Here is a 16,037-nt window from a genome sequence, read left to right as displayed (position 1 = left end):
AATTTCTCGTGGCATTACTTCTCTTCCTTAACCTGTTTTCGTACTGATCCATCCATCGGAGCGACGACAAATGCGATGACAAGCGAGCCAATGAGCACGATGAATGGTGCGTAAAACATGAGAAAATGTGTCATGAATCATCCCTCCTTATGCGTGGTGTTTACCTTTTCCGCGAACGTAGTCTTTATCGAACAAGAACAAGCGCATGAGTAAATATAGTGACGGAATTAGTAATCCGAGTCCCATGATGAACACGACAATCAATGAAATAGCCATGGCTGGATTCGTAAAGCTATCGTAAATCGTTAAATACGGATATAGCAAATATGGATAATGGGATGCGCCATAACCGAAGAAAGCAAATGCAAATTGCCCCACTAGCAATATGAATGCCAGCCCGTATTTGCGACGTATCCAAAGCAACCAAACCGTTCCAACAAACAAGAGGAACGACACTAAAAACATCGGCCAGAATAGCTGGATATTGCTGTAATGCACTGGATTGTGGTTTCTTAGTTCAACGATGATGCCACCTGCTGTAATCATTGTCGGCAATGCCCAAATGAGCGCATACTTGCGAAGCAGTTTCGTTGCTTCTACATCGCCGGCTTTGTTGGCATACCATGTCAAAAATACAGCAGAAATATACAACGTTGCTGCAATACTTAGTACGACCACCGCCCACGTCAGCGGACTCGTAAACAACACCCAATAATCGAGGACTGGATTACCGTCCACCATTTCTATAAAACCGCCTTCTGAAATCGTCAAGACGATGGAAAGCGAAGCTGGAATGAGAATACCTGCAAGACCATACATAAAGGAATAACCTTTATGACCGCGTGCCCCGTACGTTTCAAATGCATAATATGAACCACGAATCGCTAGGAGGATTACCCCGATACTGACAGGTACGAGTAACGTCGTCCCATAATAAAAAGCCGTCTTCGGAAAGAAACCGATAATCCCTACGAAAAAGAACACAAGAAAAACATTCGTCACTTCCCAAACGGGGGATAGATATCGTTGAATGATATTCGTTAAAATACGTTGACGGCCTGTCAATAAGCTATACGCATTAAAGAACCCTGCCCCAAAGTCAATGGCACCCACGAGAATATACCCAAATAGGAAAGTCCACAGAACGGAAATACCGAGTATTTCGAGCGTCATAGCATATCACCGCCTTTCTCCATCTCACGGTCTTCTATTTCACGTTCGACCGGATTTTTTCGGAACATCCTTCGAAGCACGACGACACTGCCGACTCCTAAAACGAGATAAAGTAAACAGAACAGAATAAGCATGGTACTAACCTGACCACTCGTCGTAGCCGCATCCTGCGTACGCAGGATGCCTCGTAAAATCCACGGCTGCCTGCCCACTTCAGCCATCCACCAACCTGCTTCAATCGCTAAGATGGAGAGTGGTCCTCCGAACACAATCAGCCAGCGGAACCATCTCCTCGTGACCATTTTCCAACGTAGTTTTGTACCTAGCCAGAACACACCGGACAGCACTGTCATCCAAATACCAATTGTCACCATGGTGTCGAATAAGTAATGGATGTATAACGGTGGTGTATCTTCCTCCGCAAATTCGTCAAGTCCGATTACTTCTGCGGTTGGATTACTATGTGCTAGTATCGATAACGCAAACGGAATTTTAATAGCGTACTTCACTTCTCCGTCATCCAACACACCATAGAGGATAAGCGGTGCATTCCCCTCCGTTTCGAAATGCCATTCAGCCGCGGCTAATTTCTCCGGTTGGTATTCCGCTAAATATTTCCCCGAAAAATCACCGATGATAGCTGCCGCAACCGAAAACACAAGGCCGACTTTCATCGTTAGGTACAACGCTTTTTTATGGTAAACATGATTCGAGCCTTTCAACAAGCGGAATGCTGCAACCGACGCCAGCACAAATGCAGCTGTCATATAGGAAGTTACTACGACGTGCGCCACTTTCGTTGGCATCGCAGGGTTGAACATGGCAAGCAATGGATTGATATTGATAAGCTCACCGTTCACGATATCAAACCCTTGTGGCGCGTTCATGAACGCATTTACGATCGTAATAAACACCGCCGAGAATGAAGCCCCGATTGCAACAGGTATCAATAATAGTAAATGTTTCTTCTGGTTTTCAAAACGATCCCATGTATACAAATAAATGCCGAGGAAAATAGCTTCAAAAAAGAATGCGAATGTTTCCATGAACAGCGGAAGTGCAATAACATTCCCTGCGAGTTCCATGAAATTCGGCCATAACAAGGATAACTGCAAGCCAATGGCAGTTCCTGTTACAACACCGACAGCAACTGTAATGACAAAACCACGTGCCCAACGTCGGGCAAGTAAGATATAATGTTCGTCATTCTTCTTAATACCTACCCATTGAGCAATCATAATCATCAGTGGGATCCCAACGCCGATTGTCGCGTAAATAATATGAAAAGATAAGGTCGTTTCTGTTAAGATACGTGAAAAAAAGACTGCTTCTTCATTTCCCATCTATAATTCCCCCTCAACCTCCAAAAATTCGCCCCAAAATGGACAACGACATAATGCCCGCAATAACAAACGCCAGCCATATCAGTCGTTTTTCTTGTTTTTTATACATCAAGGCACGCCCTTTCCAATCAATTCTCCTTATGCAATTCAAGCCTTTCAAAGTTTTTAACATCGGCCATTGGCTTAACTTACTTCACCTAGTTATATCCTTACTACTTCTTATACCCTCTATACATCTAAAAAATGCGTCTTTTTAATAATTTCAACTTGTAATGAGTCTAGCTACTCCATTCTGCAGTCCTTAACGTAAATTAAAAAAGCTGTATGAATGCCCTTAAATGGCATTCATACAGCTTTTCCAAATTAGTATTTCCTTAAATCCGATCTTCTTCTCTTAACTCATCTAACGGTGCGAACATGTCAATATGACGATAAAGATTTTGGAACGTCGCAGGAAGAACACCGCCATACTCCCCGTCTAGATTGAGCAGGACTTCCTCCGATGATGTGATGGTAATCTTCTCGGCCGCACTCGAAATGACGAGTGGATCGCCTAGATGCTCACCGCGGAGAGCCAATGACACAACACGGATGAATTCGGCAATATTACATTTCTTCAAAATAAGCAACGTGAACTTCCCATCGTTGATACTTGAGTTGGGTGCCAATTTTTCAAAGCCACCGATTGAATTTGTCAATCCGACGAGAAACATCATCGCTTCATCGTCAAACACTTGACCATCATACTCAATCCTCACATGTGAAGAATGAATAGATGGCAACATTTCTACCCCTTTTAAGTAATACGCAAGTTGGCCTAGAACGGTTTTCAACTTACTGGGCACGTCATACGTCAATTCGGTCATTCTGCCGCCACCCGCAATATTGATGAAATGACGATTATTCATGAGCCCGACATCGACTGGGATTGTTTCACCACGGATTATGATGTCAACCGCAGTATCGATATCCCGAGGAATTTTTAACGCGCGTGCGAAGTCATTCGTTGTCCCTGTAGGGATGAGCCCGATTTTAGGGCGATTCTCAAATGCGCTAACACCTGCTACAACTTCATTGAGCGTGCCATCTCCTCCTGCTGCAATCACAAGGTCGAAGCCACGTTCTACAGCTTGTTTCGCCGCTTCCGTTGCATCACCCTCACAGATCGTCGCGTGACACGATGTCTCATACCCCGCCTTTTCAAACTTTATAAGTACCTCACCTAAATGTTTGCGAAATATCTCTCGCCCCGACGTCGGATTGTAAATTATTCGTGCTCGTTTCATCCGAAACTCCCTCTATTCGTACAAATAATTTTTTGGATTGACTTCATTATTACTAGCTATATGAATTCGTTTTAAAAATTAGGATTGCTTTTGCAAAATAGGTAAAAATGTTTTTCGAATATCTTCATACACTGTCAGCCAATGTTCTGGCTTAGACGTATACTCCGCAGTAATCTGCTCAATGAAAGCCTGTTGCTTCTCTTTGTAGTCCGGAGCATCAGCAGGTGGTAAATCCTTACGCAAATCCATTACATACTCTTGAATGGTCGCAGCACGCGGTCCCCATTTGGCTTCCACTTCTCCGTCGCTATCGAGTAGTAAGTAGATCGGAATCGACCGCCCACCATTTGTTAAATGCCTGTCGATTAAGTCCGTATCTGCATCACGGTAGACCGCACGAACGTCAAGCGCTGCCGCCTCTGCAATTCTCCTGAATACTGGATTGTTCATCATGGCATCGCCACACCAATCTTCCGTAATCACAAGAACACTGGGCTTTTTTTCTTTCAGTAGTGCGATGAATTCATCGTCCTGTGGCACTTCAAATTGTTCATAAATGCGAAAACTATGTTCCTTATGCTTGTCCATCTGATCCATATATTGCTCGAGCGAAATCGCTTCATCAAAAAATTGTTTTTCAGTTTTCATTTGGCAACGCACTCCTTTATGCTAATTGTACGTTGTCCCTTCATACGAATCAAATTCCTAGACCACAGTAAGACGCCCCGTACAAAGACTTCTTAAAGTCCTGTACAGGGCGTCCTGTTATTTTGTCTAGCTCCAGGTGCCAGGGGCTCGGGTCATAAGTCAGTCCGCCTATGCGGCAATGGACGCCGCGTCGCCGGCCCGTCTTATGCCTGTCGCCCCTTTCAGGCATCTTGCGCTTTTCTTTGTTATCGCTTCGCGATTTCTTCAAGAAGGATTTTATTGACGAGTGGTGGGTTTGCTTGCCCTTTCGTCGCTTTCATAATTTGACCAACGAGGAAGCCAACTGCACGGTCTTTCCCGTTTTTGTAGTCTTCAATCGATTGTTCGTTTGCATCCAATGTTTCAGTAACGATTGTACGTAGCGTGCCTTCGTCAGAGATTTGGACAAGTCCTTTTGCTTTGACGATGTCTGCCGCGTTGCCGCCGTTTTCAACCAATTCCTTGAATACTTTTTTCGCGATTTTCGATGAAATCGTGCCGTCTGCAATCAATTTAACCATACTTGCAAGACCTTCAGGCGTTAACGCTGTCTCACTAAGTTCTTTTTGCTCTGCGTTCAAGTAGGCAGACACTTCGCCCATCAACCAGTTAGAAGCGAGTTTCGCATCTGCTCCAGCTGCAACGGTTGCTTCAAAGAAATCAGCCATTACTTTTGTCAACGTCAATACTTTCGCGTCGTACTCTGGTAGGTCGAATTCAGTAACATAGCGCTCTTTCCGCGCATCTGGCAACTCAGGAATTTCCGCACGTACACGGTCCATCCATTCTTGATCGATATGAATCTCAGATAAATCTGGATCATTAATGAAACGGTAATCTTTCGCGCTACCTTTCACACGCATCAAGCTAGTTGCGCCTGTCGCTTCTTCGTAACGGCGCGTTTCTTGCTGAATCGTTCCGCCAGATAGCAATACTTTTTCTTGTCGTTCTACTTCATAAGCAATCCCACGACGAACGAAGTTGAATGAGTTCAAGTTTTTCAATTCCGTTTTCGTACCGAACTCTTCTTGTCCAAATGGACGAATCGAAATATTCGCGTCACAACGAAGTGACCCTTCTTCCATCCGAACATCAGAAACGCCCGTATATTGGATGATTGCCTTTAGCTTTTCAAGGAATGCATACGCTTCTTCCGGTGAGCGGACGTCTGCTTCCGTCACGATTTCAATCAATGGTGTTCCTTGTCTATTTAAATCCACAAGCGAGTAACCATCATCGGAATGCGTCAGTTTCCCTGCATCTTCCTCAAGGTGAACACGCTCAATACGGATTTTCTTCTTTTTGCCGTCGACTTCAATTTCTACCCAGCCGTTCTGTCCAACTGGACGCTTATCTTGCGAGATTTGGTAAGCTTTCGGATTATCCGGATAGAAATAGTGCTTGCGGTCAAAGTTCATGATCGGTGCCACTGTACAGTTAAGCGCCATCGATGCTTTCATGCCGAATTCAACAGCCCGTTCATTGAGTGTCGGTAAAACACCCGGGTAAGCTAAATCCGTCACGTGGATATTCATATTCGGTTCTGCACCAAAATGGGCAGGAGCCGGTGACATAATTTTCGTATCTGTTTTCAATTCTACGTGGACTTCAAGCCCAACAATCGTTTCAAAGTTCGTCATTATTTTACCTCCCATAGAGCTGGCGTTTGTGTATGGAAGTCAGTTGCTTGCTCGTAAGCGTGTGCCACTTTGTAAAGCGTCGCTTCATCATAATGCTTCCCGATGATTTGTAGACCTAGTGGTAGACCATTCGAGAATCCGCATGGCACTGAAATCGCTGGGATACCTGCAAGGTTAATCGGAACAGTTAGGATATCATTCGCATACAACGTCAACGGATCGTGGATCAATTCACCAATCTTATAAGCTGGTGTCGCCGAAGATGGCCCGATAATGACATCGTATTTTTCAAATAGCTTGGCAAAGTCTTGCGCCACAAGTGTCCGTACTTTTAATGATTTCGTATATAGACCCTCGTGATGATCTGCACCTATTGAATACATCCCGAGTAAAATGCGACGTTTTACTTCTTCACCAAAGCCCTCAGAACGTGAACGTTTGTATAATTCCTCTAAGTTCTTCGTACCTTCAGCTCTGTAGCCATAGCGAATGCCATCAAAGCGAGCAAGATTCGATGATGCCTCAGCTGAAGAAATAACGTAGTACGCTTGAGAAGCATATTTCGAATTTGGAAGTGATACTTCTTCCCACTCAGCTCCCAATGATTCAAGTACTTTTAACGCTTCCAAGACGGCATTTTTCGCTTCATCAGATACGCCAGCACCAAGATATTCTGCTGGAACACCAATTTTCAAACCTTTAATATCGCCTGTCAATGCAGCTCTGAAATCTGGAACCGCTAGTGGAGAGGTCGAAGAATCTCTATGATCCAAACCAGCAATTGCATTCAATAGCAATGCGTTATCTTCAACGGTACGCGTAATCGGTCCCACTTGGTCCATTGATGATGCAAATGCAACAAGACCTGAACGTGATACACGACCATATGTCGGCTTCATCCCTACCACACCACAGAATGCAGCTGGTTGACGGACTGAACCACCAGTATCAGAACCAAGAGCAAACGCTACTTCTCCAGCCGCTACTGCCGCCGCTGAACCGCCTGATGAACCTCCAGGTACATAGTCAAGATTCCATGGATTATGCGTCGTTTGGAATGCAGATCTTTCTGTTGTCGATCCCATTCCAAATTCGTCCATGTTGAGTTTGCCCATTGTGATCATACCAGCAGCGTTGATGTTCTCAACGACAGTCGCATCATATACAGGGACAAAGTTTTCCAACATTTTACTCGCACATGTTGTGACAGTTCCTTTGGTAACGATATTGTCTTTTATTCCGATAGACAAACCAAAAAGCGGTCCCCGACCCTCGAGTGGCTGGTTGTCCAATTCTGTTGCTTTGGCAAGTGCCTGCTCTTTGTCTGTCGACAAAAATGCTTGTACATCTCCGTCTAGTTTCGCAATACGAGCTAGTGACTCATCTGTCAATTCTTTGACAGACACTTCCCGATTATGTAACAACGACTGAAGTTCCGTTGCCGTTTTAGTAAATAACGTCATCTATTTTCCTCCTTAAATCCATTCATCAAAGGATGTTTGGTACTTTGATTTGCCCAGCTTCGTGTTCTTTTACACCTTTTAGCATTTCTTCACGATCTAATACATCTGCTGGCACATCTTTACGCATTACATTGAATATTTGTAGGGGATGTGTCATTGGCTCGACCTGTTCTGTATCTACTTCTTCTAACTCTTTCACGAATTCAACAATGCCACCAAGTTGTGATACATATGCTTCTGCTTCTTCATCCGTAATAGCTATCCATGCCAGTGTCGCGTGATGTTTCACTTGTTCTTTTGTTAATTGTGTCATGTTCTCTCCTCCTTGTCCTTGCATTGTACGATTCATCATAACATCTAACTTTAATGAAGAAAAGTTATGTTCTTCAATAGCCATAAATATGAACGTAGGGTTCTTTCTCTCCCGCTTCTTTAACAATCAATGCTTCTGGGCCATTGATGGATGTTATACTCACTTCGGTATGCACATTCGGGAAATAATTCTTAACACGGTCCGTTATATACTGCGTGAAGCCAATCGTTTCACTCTTACCGAAAAATTGGATGGGCACTTCAATTTGGATAGATTTGAGATTGCCATCTTTATAAAATCCAGTACCAATCACGTTGACGAAGCTTGGGTAATAAGTATCGATATCTTCTTTGAATTTTGTAAACGTTTCATTCATATCTCGATAATTATTGGTATCTGAAGAGGCCGGAAACACCACATACTTCTCGTCAACGACTTTCCAGCCTGTAGGTGCTGATTGCCCTTTATCTGCGACAGCTGTTGCAAAATAGGAGCCCGGAACAATAGCATTGCGACTTGCTTGTTTAAATAAACCAACCACAATCGGAATATCTGCAAGGCCTTGCTGCGTACGAAGGCGACGAACAACTTCTTCAGCCATCTTCATACCTTGCTGTTCGATCTCCTTATCAGGTATCTCCGTCTCTTTCCCACTTCTCGAGTAACTAATCGAATTAAGCGCAAGACCGATTGAAATCCCTGCTAGGCGCACATTATTGTCTTTTTTCTCTAAAAAATTCTGCTCGACGATATGTGCAAGATAGATTGGTGCTTCTTCTGCAAGTTGCTCTTCAGTCAACCCTTCGATAGCTGGTGGATTTAGCCCCAACTCATCAGAAGAACCTCTCGACAACCACGAATAGGCCGTGTCCTTGTCGATATATTGTCCTTCTTGAAATAAGTATGTTTTGGGGTCAAACGTTTTAGTAGAGAGTCGTAACAGACCTTCTTCTACTTCCTGTATATCGTATTTTGTGTGAATATTATTGACGATTAAGCCACGGCTTGCGCTTTTCTTGAACGGGATAAGCGGCAGGTACATATCATCTTTCAGATGGACATCTGGAATAATAACCGTTTCCACGACACCTTCCTCGGACTCCTGAACATCTTTCTCTTTTTCTGTTCCAATTGAAGGAAGACAGCCTCCAAGGAACAAAATGGCCGCTAGTCCAGGTAGTATAAATAACTTTTTCATCATCATGACTCCTCACCGAGCACTTCTATCAATTTCGCTTCATCCCAAACGGTAATACCAAGCTCTTCAGCTTTTGCTAATTTTGAACCGGCATCTTCTCCCGCAATGACAAGATCTGTTTTTTTACTGACGCTACCACTGACTTTTCCGCCAAATGCTTCAATCTGCTCTTTCGCTTCCCCACGACTCAAAATCGCTAACTTCCCTGTCAAAACGACCGTTTTACCTACAAACGGACCATCTGTCGGCAAATCTTGGCGGGTACGCCCTTTGTAAGTCATATTCACTCCATACGTTTCCAACTTTCCAAGCATGGCAAGAACATCCTCATTACTGAAATACGTCTTGATGGAGTCGGCTACTTTGTCGCCAATTTCATGGATGGTGAGTAACCGTTCTACATCGGCTTCCATTAAGGCTGTCAGTGTACCAAATTCTTCAGCAAGAATGGTCGCCGCTTTTTCACCTACATGACGAATCCCAAATCCAAAGAGCATTTTCTCCAAAGAATTCTCCTTAGATGCTTCAATTGCTGTTAGAAGATTGGAGACAGATTTCTCCCCCATTCTTTCCAGTTCAATCAATTGCTCTTTTGTCAGGGTATATAAGTCTGATACGTCATGAACAAGATCTGCCACGTACAATTGTTCAACAACCCGTTCACCAATTCCTTCAATGTTCATGGCATTACGGGATACGAAGTGAATAATTGCCTCTTTCATCTGCGCTGGACATTGCGGGTTAACGCATCGTAGTGCCACTTCCCCTTCGATTCGTACTAGTTCCGAGTCACATACAGGACAATCTTTTGGCATTTCATAAGGCACTTCATTACCCGTACGTTTTTCAATGATAGGAGCAACGACCTCAGGAATAATGTCGCCTGCTTTTCGGATAATAACGGTGTCGCCGATTCTGACATCCTTCTCTTTGATAAGGTCTTCATTATGCAAGGAGGCACGTCCGACCGTCGAGCCTGCAACCAAAACCGGTTCCAGAATAGCCGTCGGAGTGACAACACCTGTCCTACCGACACTAAGCTCGATATCGAGTAATGTTGTCACGACTTCTTCTGCCGGAAATTTATACGCAATGGCCCATTTTGGACTTTTCGCCGTGAAACCAAGCTGTTCCTGGTCTTCAAAATTATCGACTTTCACTACAATTCCATCGATTTCATAATTTAAATCAGCACGAACGGCGGTCCATTTTTCGATATATGCGATGACTTCTTCAATCGAGTCACAATTTTGTCGTTCCTTATTTGTTTCAAATCCGAGTGAGTCGAGATTGTTCAAGGACTCTGAATGGCTGTCTTGTCCATACGCACTACCATCACCCGCAATACTATAGATAAAAACAGCCAAATTACGACTGGCAGCTATTTTCGGGTCAAGCTGTCTAAGTGAACCGGCAGCTGCATTACGCGGATTGGCGAACGGTTCTTCACCGGCTTCATCACGCGCCGCATTCAACTGGGCAAATGACTTTTTCGGCATATACGCCTCACCGCGTACTTCGATGGAAACTGCTTCCTTCAGGCGAAGTGGGATGGTCCGGATTGTCTTCAAGCTGGCCGTAATCTCTTCACCAACTGTCCCATCGCCACGGGTTGAGCCTTGGACAAACTTGCCGTCCACATAGCGAAGTGACACCGCCAGCCCATCAATTTTAAGTTCACAAATATAAGAAACCGTATGCCCGACAGCCTCTTGCGCACGTCTGTCAAAATCACGTAAATCTCCTTCATCAAAGGCGTTCGACAGACTAAGCATCGGAAATGCATGCGTGACCTTTCCGAACCCCGCTAACACTTCTCCACCAACACGTTGCGATGGCGAGTCAAGGTATACAAGATCCGGGTTTTCAGCTTCAATCGCTAATAGCTCCCGCATATAGTCGTCATAGACTGCGTCAGAAATAAGTGGCTTATCGAGCACATAGTACGCATGACCATACTCATGCAGTAGCTGATTCAATTGTTCCACTCGTTTTTCGAGTTCGACTCGATCCATCAATTTTTTTCTCCCCTTTACTTATCTTCATTGAGCTGAAGACCCCCACCTCTATAGGTACTCGGGTAAATGTATTCGTTTTTCTGTTCAGCGGGTGTTCAAACACCTGCTGAAAGAAGATAAAGCCTCTGGCGGATGTCACAGATTTTAAGGAGAGCTAATTGCGCATGCGCAATTCAAAATCTGGACACAATTACGCCAAGGCGTAATTGATTATGCTTTTTCAATCGGTGCGAATTTTGCTAGCAGACGCTTAATGCCGACTGGATCCGGGAATGCGATGTCCAATTCGACTTCCTCGCCTGTCCCTTTCACGCTGACAACCATTCCAGTCCCCCACGCTTTATGGACCGCTTTGTCGCCAGGATTCCAGCCCATCTTGTCTCCACCGCTCGTTTTGTAGATCGGCTTTTTGACTGCCGGGCGTACAGGTGTCGTATGTTGTCCTGAGATTTTATTGCCAGATGAGAATCCTGAATTTCTAGAATGGACATCTAAGATATCGTCGGAAATTTCGCCAATAAATCGAGATGGCGTATTATAGCTACCTCTCCCGAAAAGTGTACGATACGATGCTGAGGTCAAGTAAAGTTTTCGCTCCGCACGCGTAATGCCAACGTAGGCTAGCCGGCGTTCTTCCTCCATCTCTTCTTCATCCGCTAATGAGCGAGAGTGTGGGAAGACATTTTCCTCCATCCCAATTATGAAAACGACTGGGAATTCGAGGCCTTTTGCTGCGTGCATCGTCATGAGGACGATTTTTTCCTTAGACTGGTTCTCTTCCTTATCAAGTGAATCGATATCCGCGATTAACGCAAGATCCGTTAGGAAAGCGACGAGTGATCGATCACCCGTATCTTCTTCCGCACGCTTTTCAAATGCCTCCGTGACGGACAGAAACTCCTCGATGTTTTCAAGACGACTTTCCGATTCAATTGTTTTTTCACGCTGTAGCATTTCACGATAGCCTGTCTTATCGAGCACTTGCTCAACCAATTCAGTGACCGATAAATACTCCTGCATTTTTGTAAATCCAGTCATTAGTTCATGGAACTTGGCTACTTCATTCGCTGCCCTTGGCGTAATACCCATAAAGTCAACTTCTTGTAACGCATCAAAAATAGAGCGATCATGATCCATCGCAAAACGCGCCATTTTATCGAAAGATGTAGCACCAATGCTTCGTTTCGGTTCGTTGATAATGCGTGCAAGCGCAAGATCATCTTCGTTGTTGGCAATGAGACGCAAATAGGCTAGTAAGTCTTTAATCTCTTTGCGATCATAGAACTTTGTCCCGCCGACGATTGTATAGTCTAGGTTTGATTTGACAAGGTATTCCTCGATAACACGCGACTGTGCATTGGTCCGATACAAGATGGCGAACTCGTCGAGCTTCAAGTTTTCTTGTTCTTTCAACTCTAGAATTTTACCGACAACAAACTGTGATTCGTCCTTTTCATCGCTGGCTTTGTAAACGGATATTGCTTCGCCTTCTTCATTGTCCGTCCGCAGCTTCTTATCGTAACGGCTTTGGTTATTGATAATGACGTCATTCGCCGCCTGCAAGATTCGTTTTGTCGAGCGATAGTTTTGTTCAAGCATGATCATTTCAGCATTTTTATAATCTTTCTCGAAGGATAAAATATTGCTAATATCCGCCCCGCGCCATCTATAAATGGACTGATCAGAGTCGCCTACCACACATAAATTCTTAAACTTATCCGCCAACATATTAACCAGCCTGTACTGGGCATTATTGGTATCCTGATACTCGTCCACATGAATGTATTGGAATTTGTTCTGATAAAATTCAAGTACGTCTGGAACACGTTCAAATAACACGAGTGTCATCATGATTAAATCATCGAAATCCATGGATTGATTTTGACGCAAGCGTTTGGCATAGCCATCATAGACGTCAGCAATCGTTTTTTCGTACGGATTTTGCGGATTGATTTGACTGCGAAACGTTGCAGCATCAATACATTCATTTTTTGCCGAGCTAATCGTGTTCAGCATCGTACGTGGATCGTACTGCTTCGCATCCAAGTTCAACGTTTTCAAGACACTTTTAATGACCGATAATTGATCGGCCGAGTCTAGAATTGAAAAGGATTTCGAAATACCGATGCGGTCACTGTTACGGCGCAAAATCCGGACACACATGGAGTGAAACGTCGAAACCCACATGCGCTCGCCTGTACCAGCGCCTAGCAGTCCATCGATACGGTCGCGCATTTCGCGTGCCGCCTTATTCGTGAATGTAATGGCTAGGATATTAGAAGGGTAAATATTTTTCTCAACGACTAGATAGGCAATCCGATGAGTGAGGACACGTGTTTTTCCAGAACCTGCACCAGCCATGATTAGGAGTGCCCCTTCTGTTTTTTTCACTGCACGTGCTTGTTCGGGGTTCATGCCCGTTAGTAAGTCTTCTGCTATTTTATTCATCATTATCGTCCTTTCGGAACATTTGTTCTTTCATTATACACAAAATAGGCCTATCGGGAAACCGATTTCACCGCGTCAACCGTAGTCAGTGCCGCTGTCAAGTCTTCGTAAATTACATTCCCGATAATCACTGTATCCGCTATTTTCGCCATTTCTTTTGCCTCTATTGCATTTGTAATGCCGCCACCATAAAAAAGTCGCGTCTTATCTAGCACACGCGACGCCGCTTCAACAACTGTAGGATCACCGTATTGACCGCTATATTCCATATAGAATACAGGCATTTTGAAGAGATGCTCCGCCATGCGGGCATAGGCGATCACGTCCTCTTCGTCCGGCACTGCTGTCACACCCGTCAATTGTGCTGCCTTACATTCAGGATTTAAGATGCAATAGCCTTCTGTCACGATTTCATCCCAATCCATCATATGTCCATATTCACGCAAGGCCGCATGATGGATGCCATTGATCCATTCGACTTTTGTCGAGTTCAGTACAGTTGGAATGAAGTAATAATCGAAGCCTGGTGTGACGGACTCTACCGTTGAAATTTCAAGCGCAACTGGAACAGAGAAACGTCTAATTCGCACGAGCAAATCGAGTACGTTATCCAGTGTGACACCATCCGTTCCACCAACAATAATGCCGTCCGTTCCTGACTCCGCGAGCAATTCAAGCTGTTCTTCTGTCACCGTTTTAGCCGGATCTAATTTAAAGGCATGACGCCATTTTGTGAAGTCCATAGTCAACCACCCAATCTCTCTAATCAATTTCGCCTTAGCGAAATTGCGTCCGGATTTTTTTCGAGTTCGCTCGAAAAATCCCCTAAAATCCGTGACATCCGCCGGAGGCATATTATCTTCGTTCAGCAGGGGTCTTCTGCTGGATGAAGATAATGTACGTTCCTATAGTATACCAAAAAAACCGGACGAGTTCTTTCCTCGCCCGGTTGCTATTTATGTTGAACTTATGATTTCCACCTAATCTCCAGCGAAGGCGCCTTACTGGGGTAGCCGAGCGTTGTTGGCAAGATTCTTTAGTTCAATTTACATATATAGATTATATTGTTTCGTCTTGCTCTTCCTTCGTTTCCGGATACAAGCGATCCAGCACTTTGCTATAACCGCCGGAGCCATAATCGACACAACGACGAATGCGTGAAATTGTCGCTGTGCTTGCCCCCGTTTCGCTTTGAATCGTGTCATAGGTCTTTTTCAATTTCAACATTTGCGCCACTTCCAGCCGCTGTGCAAGCGACTGTAACTCACTAATTGTACAAAGGTCATCAAAAAATTCATAGCATTCATCGAGGTCTTTCAATTCGAGCATCGCTTTAAATAGCTGATCCGTTTGATGCCCACGGATTTTATCGATTTGCATAACGTTCCCCCTCCCTGAATGTCTTACTCAAGGTGTATATGTGACGGATGTATCCATACCCGGTTTAGTCGGTACGATATGAATCCAAGTCTGCCCTGGAACTAGTTTCACAGGTACGCCGTTTTCCATTGGCATGAGAATGCCGTCACTATTTTCCCACTCTATTTCTTTAGCAATACCTGCTTGAAACAGCAAGCCTTTACCGCCCGACTCGATATCGACAGCCTGTCTACCGGCACTATCGATGGTACGGTGAGCTGTTTCAAAAACGAGGATATTAGATAACTCAATTTGTTTATCATTCGCTTTGTCGATTGTTAAGTTGCCATTTACTGTCCGTTCATAGGTACCTTTTTCCGCATCATAGGCATAGACACTCGTAAAATTTGGATCTGAACTGTATTTAACAGTTACAGAGGATACACTGTCTCCTATTTTAGCATCTTCAATGGATTCATGGAAAGAAAATGACGGGATGACGGAAATGTCCATTGCGGAATTCGTCTTCAACTCAGCCTCCACTATATTTTCTTCAGAAATATAGGAGTTATGTGGTGCCTTTCGATCTTTAGAACGCCAGAATAGCGTGCCATCATACTGCATCCCATTGACATTATCAATCACATTATTTTCCAACAATTGTTTAGCATCAGGGCTATAACCATGCGCTACATAAAATGCATCCAGGCCTTTAGCGATATGGACAAAATAATCCCTCGCGCTACGAATCGGACCAATTTCTGCAGGTAATTCACTTTGGAATAAAGCCAATAGCCTTGTCACACTGCCCTCCGCAGCAAGTTCATAGATGATATCTGCATCACTAATTCCAGATTGTGGCCTTGCCTGTGGGTGGTTATTAATCGTTGCTAATACTGGACGACGTGTATTTTCTTCTTCCGACAATACACCTGTAAATGGCGAACGAACCAATTCGTCAGATACCTCTTCCATCGGCTCCTCTTTTTCCTCTACCTCATCCAACTCAGGTACAGGATCCTCTACCTTGTCGTCTTTTGAACATGCTGCTAGCAGCAACACGGCGATTGCTAAATAGAATAGCAATCCTCTCATTTTTAATTTCATTA

14 protein-coding genes are annotated in these 16,037 nt (G+C 44.2%); all 14 read right to left on the bottom strand.

Annotation, left to right across the window (positions count from 1 at the left end; all coding sequences use genetic code 11):
• Positions 1-14: 14 nt before the first annotated feature.
• The gene (gene cydS, locus ACIQ0H_RS19525) at positions 15-134 is read right to left on the bottom strand and encodes a cytochrome bd oxidase small subunit CydS family protein (protein WP_403418572.1); all 120 of its coding nucleotides are present in this window, start codon (positions 132-134) and stop codon (positions 15-17) included.
• Positions 135-147: 13 nt separating this feature from the next.
• Positions 148-1,173 (bottom strand): cytochrome d ubiquinol oxidase subunit II, encoded by a 1,026-nt coding sequence (locus tag ACIQ0H_RS19520; RefSeq protein WP_403418569.1) that lies wholly within the window; start codon positions 1,171-1,173, stop codon positions 148-150.
• A complete protein-coding gene (locus ACIQ0H_RS19515; protein WP_403418566.1) occupies positions 1,170-2,516 on the bottom strand; it encodes a cytochrome ubiquinol oxidase subunit I in 1,347 nt (448 codons plus the stop codon). Before ACIQ0H_RS19515 ends, ACIQ0H_RS19520 begins: the two co-directional genes overlap by 4 nt.
• A gap of 374 nt (positions 2,517-2,890) precedes the next feature.
• Positions 2,891-3,802, bottom strand: a complete 912-nt coding sequence (locus tag ACIQ0H_RS19510; RefSeq protein ID WP_403418563.1) for a diacylglycerol kinase — start codon at positions 3,800-3,802, stop codon at positions 2,891-2,893.
• Positions 3,803-3,880: 78 nt separating this feature from the next.
• Positions 3,881-4,450: a thioredoxin family protein gene (locus ACIQ0H_RS19505; protein ID WP_403418560.1), complete on the bottom strand. Its 570-nt coding sequence runs from the start codon at positions 4,448-4,450 to the stop codon at positions 3,881-3,883.
• A 245-nt stretch (positions 4,451-4,695) separates the two neighbouring features.
• Positions 4,696-6,129 carry an Asp-tRNA(Asn)/Glu-tRNA(Gln) amidotransferase subunit GatB gene (gene gatB / locus ACIQ0H_RS19500; RefSeq protein ID WP_403418557.1) on the bottom strand — a complete coding sequence of 478 codons (1,434 nt, stop codon included), beginning with the start codon at positions 6,127-6,129 and terminating at the stop codon, positions 4,696-4,698.
• A complete protein-coding gene (gatA, locus tag ACIQ0H_RS19495) occupies positions 6,129-7,592 on the bottom strand; it encodes an Asp-tRNA(Asn)/Glu-tRNA(Gln) amidotransferase subunit GatA (RefSeq protein ID WP_403418554.1) in 1,464 nt (487 codons plus the stop codon). The genes gatB and gatA overlap by 1 nt, the downstream gene beginning before the upstream one ends.
• A gap of 25 nt (positions 7,593-7,617) precedes the next feature.
• On the bottom strand, positions 7,618-7,905 hold the full coding sequence (gatC, locus tag ACIQ0H_RS19490; RefSeq protein WP_403418551.1) for an Asp-tRNA(Asn)/Glu-tRNA(Gln) amidotransferase subunit GatC: 288 nt from the start codon (positions 7,903-7,905) through the stop codon (positions 7,618-7,620).
• Positions 7,906-7,978: 73 nt separating this feature from the next.
• On the bottom strand, positions 7,979-9,103 hold the full coding sequence (locus ACIQ0H_RS19485; RefSeq protein WP_403418548.1) for a CamS family sex pheromone protein: 1,125 nt from the start codon (positions 9,101-9,103) through the stop codon (positions 7,979-7,981).
• Between the two features lie 2 nt (positions 9,104-9,105).
• On the bottom strand, positions 9,106-11,118 hold the full coding sequence (ligA, locus tag ACIQ0H_RS19480) for an NAD-dependent DNA ligase LigA (protein WP_403418545.1): 2,013 nt from the start codon (positions 11,116-11,118) through the stop codon (positions 9,106-9,108).
• 213 nt (positions 11,119-11,331) lie between these two features.
• Positions 11,332-13,569 carry a DNA helicase PcrA gene (gene pcrA, locus ACIQ0H_RS19475; protein WP_403418543.1) on the bottom strand — a complete coding sequence of 746 codons (2,238 nt, stop codon included), beginning with the start codon at positions 13,567-13,569 and terminating at the stop codon, positions 11,332-11,334.
• A gap of 50 nt (positions 13,570-13,619) precedes the next feature.
• Entirely contained in the window at positions 13,620-14,312 is a 693-nt protein-coding gene (gene pcrB, locus ACIQ0H_RS19470; protein WP_403418540.1) for a heptaprenylglyceryl phosphate synthase, read from the bottom strand.
• A gap of 316 nt (positions 14,313-14,628) precedes the next feature.
• Positions 14,629-14,949 (bottom strand): YerC/YecD family TrpR-related protein, encoded by a 321-nt coding sequence (locus ACIQ0H_RS19465; protein ID WP_403418537.1) that lies wholly within the window; start codon positions 14,947-14,949, stop codon positions 14,629-14,631.
• Positions 14,950-14,976: 27 nt separating this feature from the next.
• A complete protein-coding gene (locus ACIQ0H_RS19460; RefSeq protein ID WP_403418536.1) occupies positions 14,977-16,035 on the bottom strand; it encodes a DUF3048 domain-containing protein in 1,059 nt (352 codons plus the stop codon).
• Between the last annotated feature and the right edge of the window lie 2 nt (positions 16,036-16,037).

It is taken from the genome of Sporosarcina sp. NPDC096371 (genome assembly GCF_044762865.1).
GTDB lineage: Bacteria > Bacillota > Bacilli > Bacillales_A > Planococcaceae > Sporosarcina.
Note: the sequence above shows the minus strand (reverse complement) of the source record. Positions and strands in the feature narration are given on the sequence as shown.

Excerpts from the sequence above, each read along its gene's own strand:
- cydS (WP_403418572.1), bottom strand. The coding sequence starts at position 134 with ATGACACATTTTCTCATGTTTTACGCACCATTCATCGTGCTCATTGGC.
- ACIQ0H_RS19485 (WP_403418548.1), bottom strand. The coding sequence starts at position 9,103 with ATGAAAAAGTTATTTATACTACCTGGACTAGCGGCCATTTTGTTCCTT.
- gatB (WP_403418557.1), bottom strand. The coding sequence starts at position 6,129 with ATGACGAACTTTGAAACGATTGTTGGGCTTGAAGTCCACGTAGAATTG.
- ACIQ0H_RS19510 (WP_403418563.1), bottom strand. The coding sequence starts at position 3,802 with ATGAAACGAGCACGAATAATTTACAATCCGACGTCGGGGCGAGAGATA.
- ACIQ0H_RS19505 (WP_403418560.1), bottom strand. The coding sequence starts at position 4,450 with ATGAAAACTGAAAAACAATTTTTTGATGAAGCGATTTCGCTCGAGCAA.
- pcrA (WP_403418543.1), bottom strand. The coding sequence starts at position 13,569 with ATGAATAAAATAGCAGAAGACTTACTAACGGGCATGAACCCCGAACAA.
- pcrB (WP_403418540.1), bottom strand. The coding sequence starts at position 14,312 with ATGGACTTCACAAAATGGCGTCATGCCTTTAAATTAGATCCGGCTAAA.
- ACIQ0H_RS19465 (WP_403418537.1), bottom strand. The coding sequence starts at position 14,949 with ATGCAAATCGATAAAATCCGTGGGCATCAAACGGATCAGCTATTTAAA.
- ACIQ0H_RS19460 (WP_403418536.1), bottom strand. The coding sequence starts at position 16,035 with ATGAAATTAAAAATGAGAGGATTGCTATTCTATTTAGCAATCGCCGTG.
- ACIQ0H_RS19515 (WP_403418566.1), bottom strand. The coding sequence starts at position 2,516 with ATGGGAAATGAAGAAGCAGTCTTTTTTTCACGTATCTTAACAGAAACG.
- ACIQ0H_RS19520 (WP_403418569.1), bottom strand. The coding sequence starts at position 1,173 with ATGACGCTCGAAATACTCGGTATTTCCGTTCTGTGGACTTTCCTATTT.
- gatA (WP_403418554.1), bottom strand. The coding sequence starts at position 7,592 with ATGACGTTATTTACTAAAACGGCAACGGAACTTCAGTCGTTGTTACAT.
- ligA (WP_403418545.1), bottom strand. The coding sequence starts at position 11,118 with ATGGATCGAGTCGAACTCGAAAAACGAGTGGAACAATTGAATCAGCTA.
- gatC (WP_403418551.1), bottom strand. The coding sequence starts at position 7,905 with ATGACACAATTAACAAAAGAACAAGTGAAACATCACGCGACACTGGCA.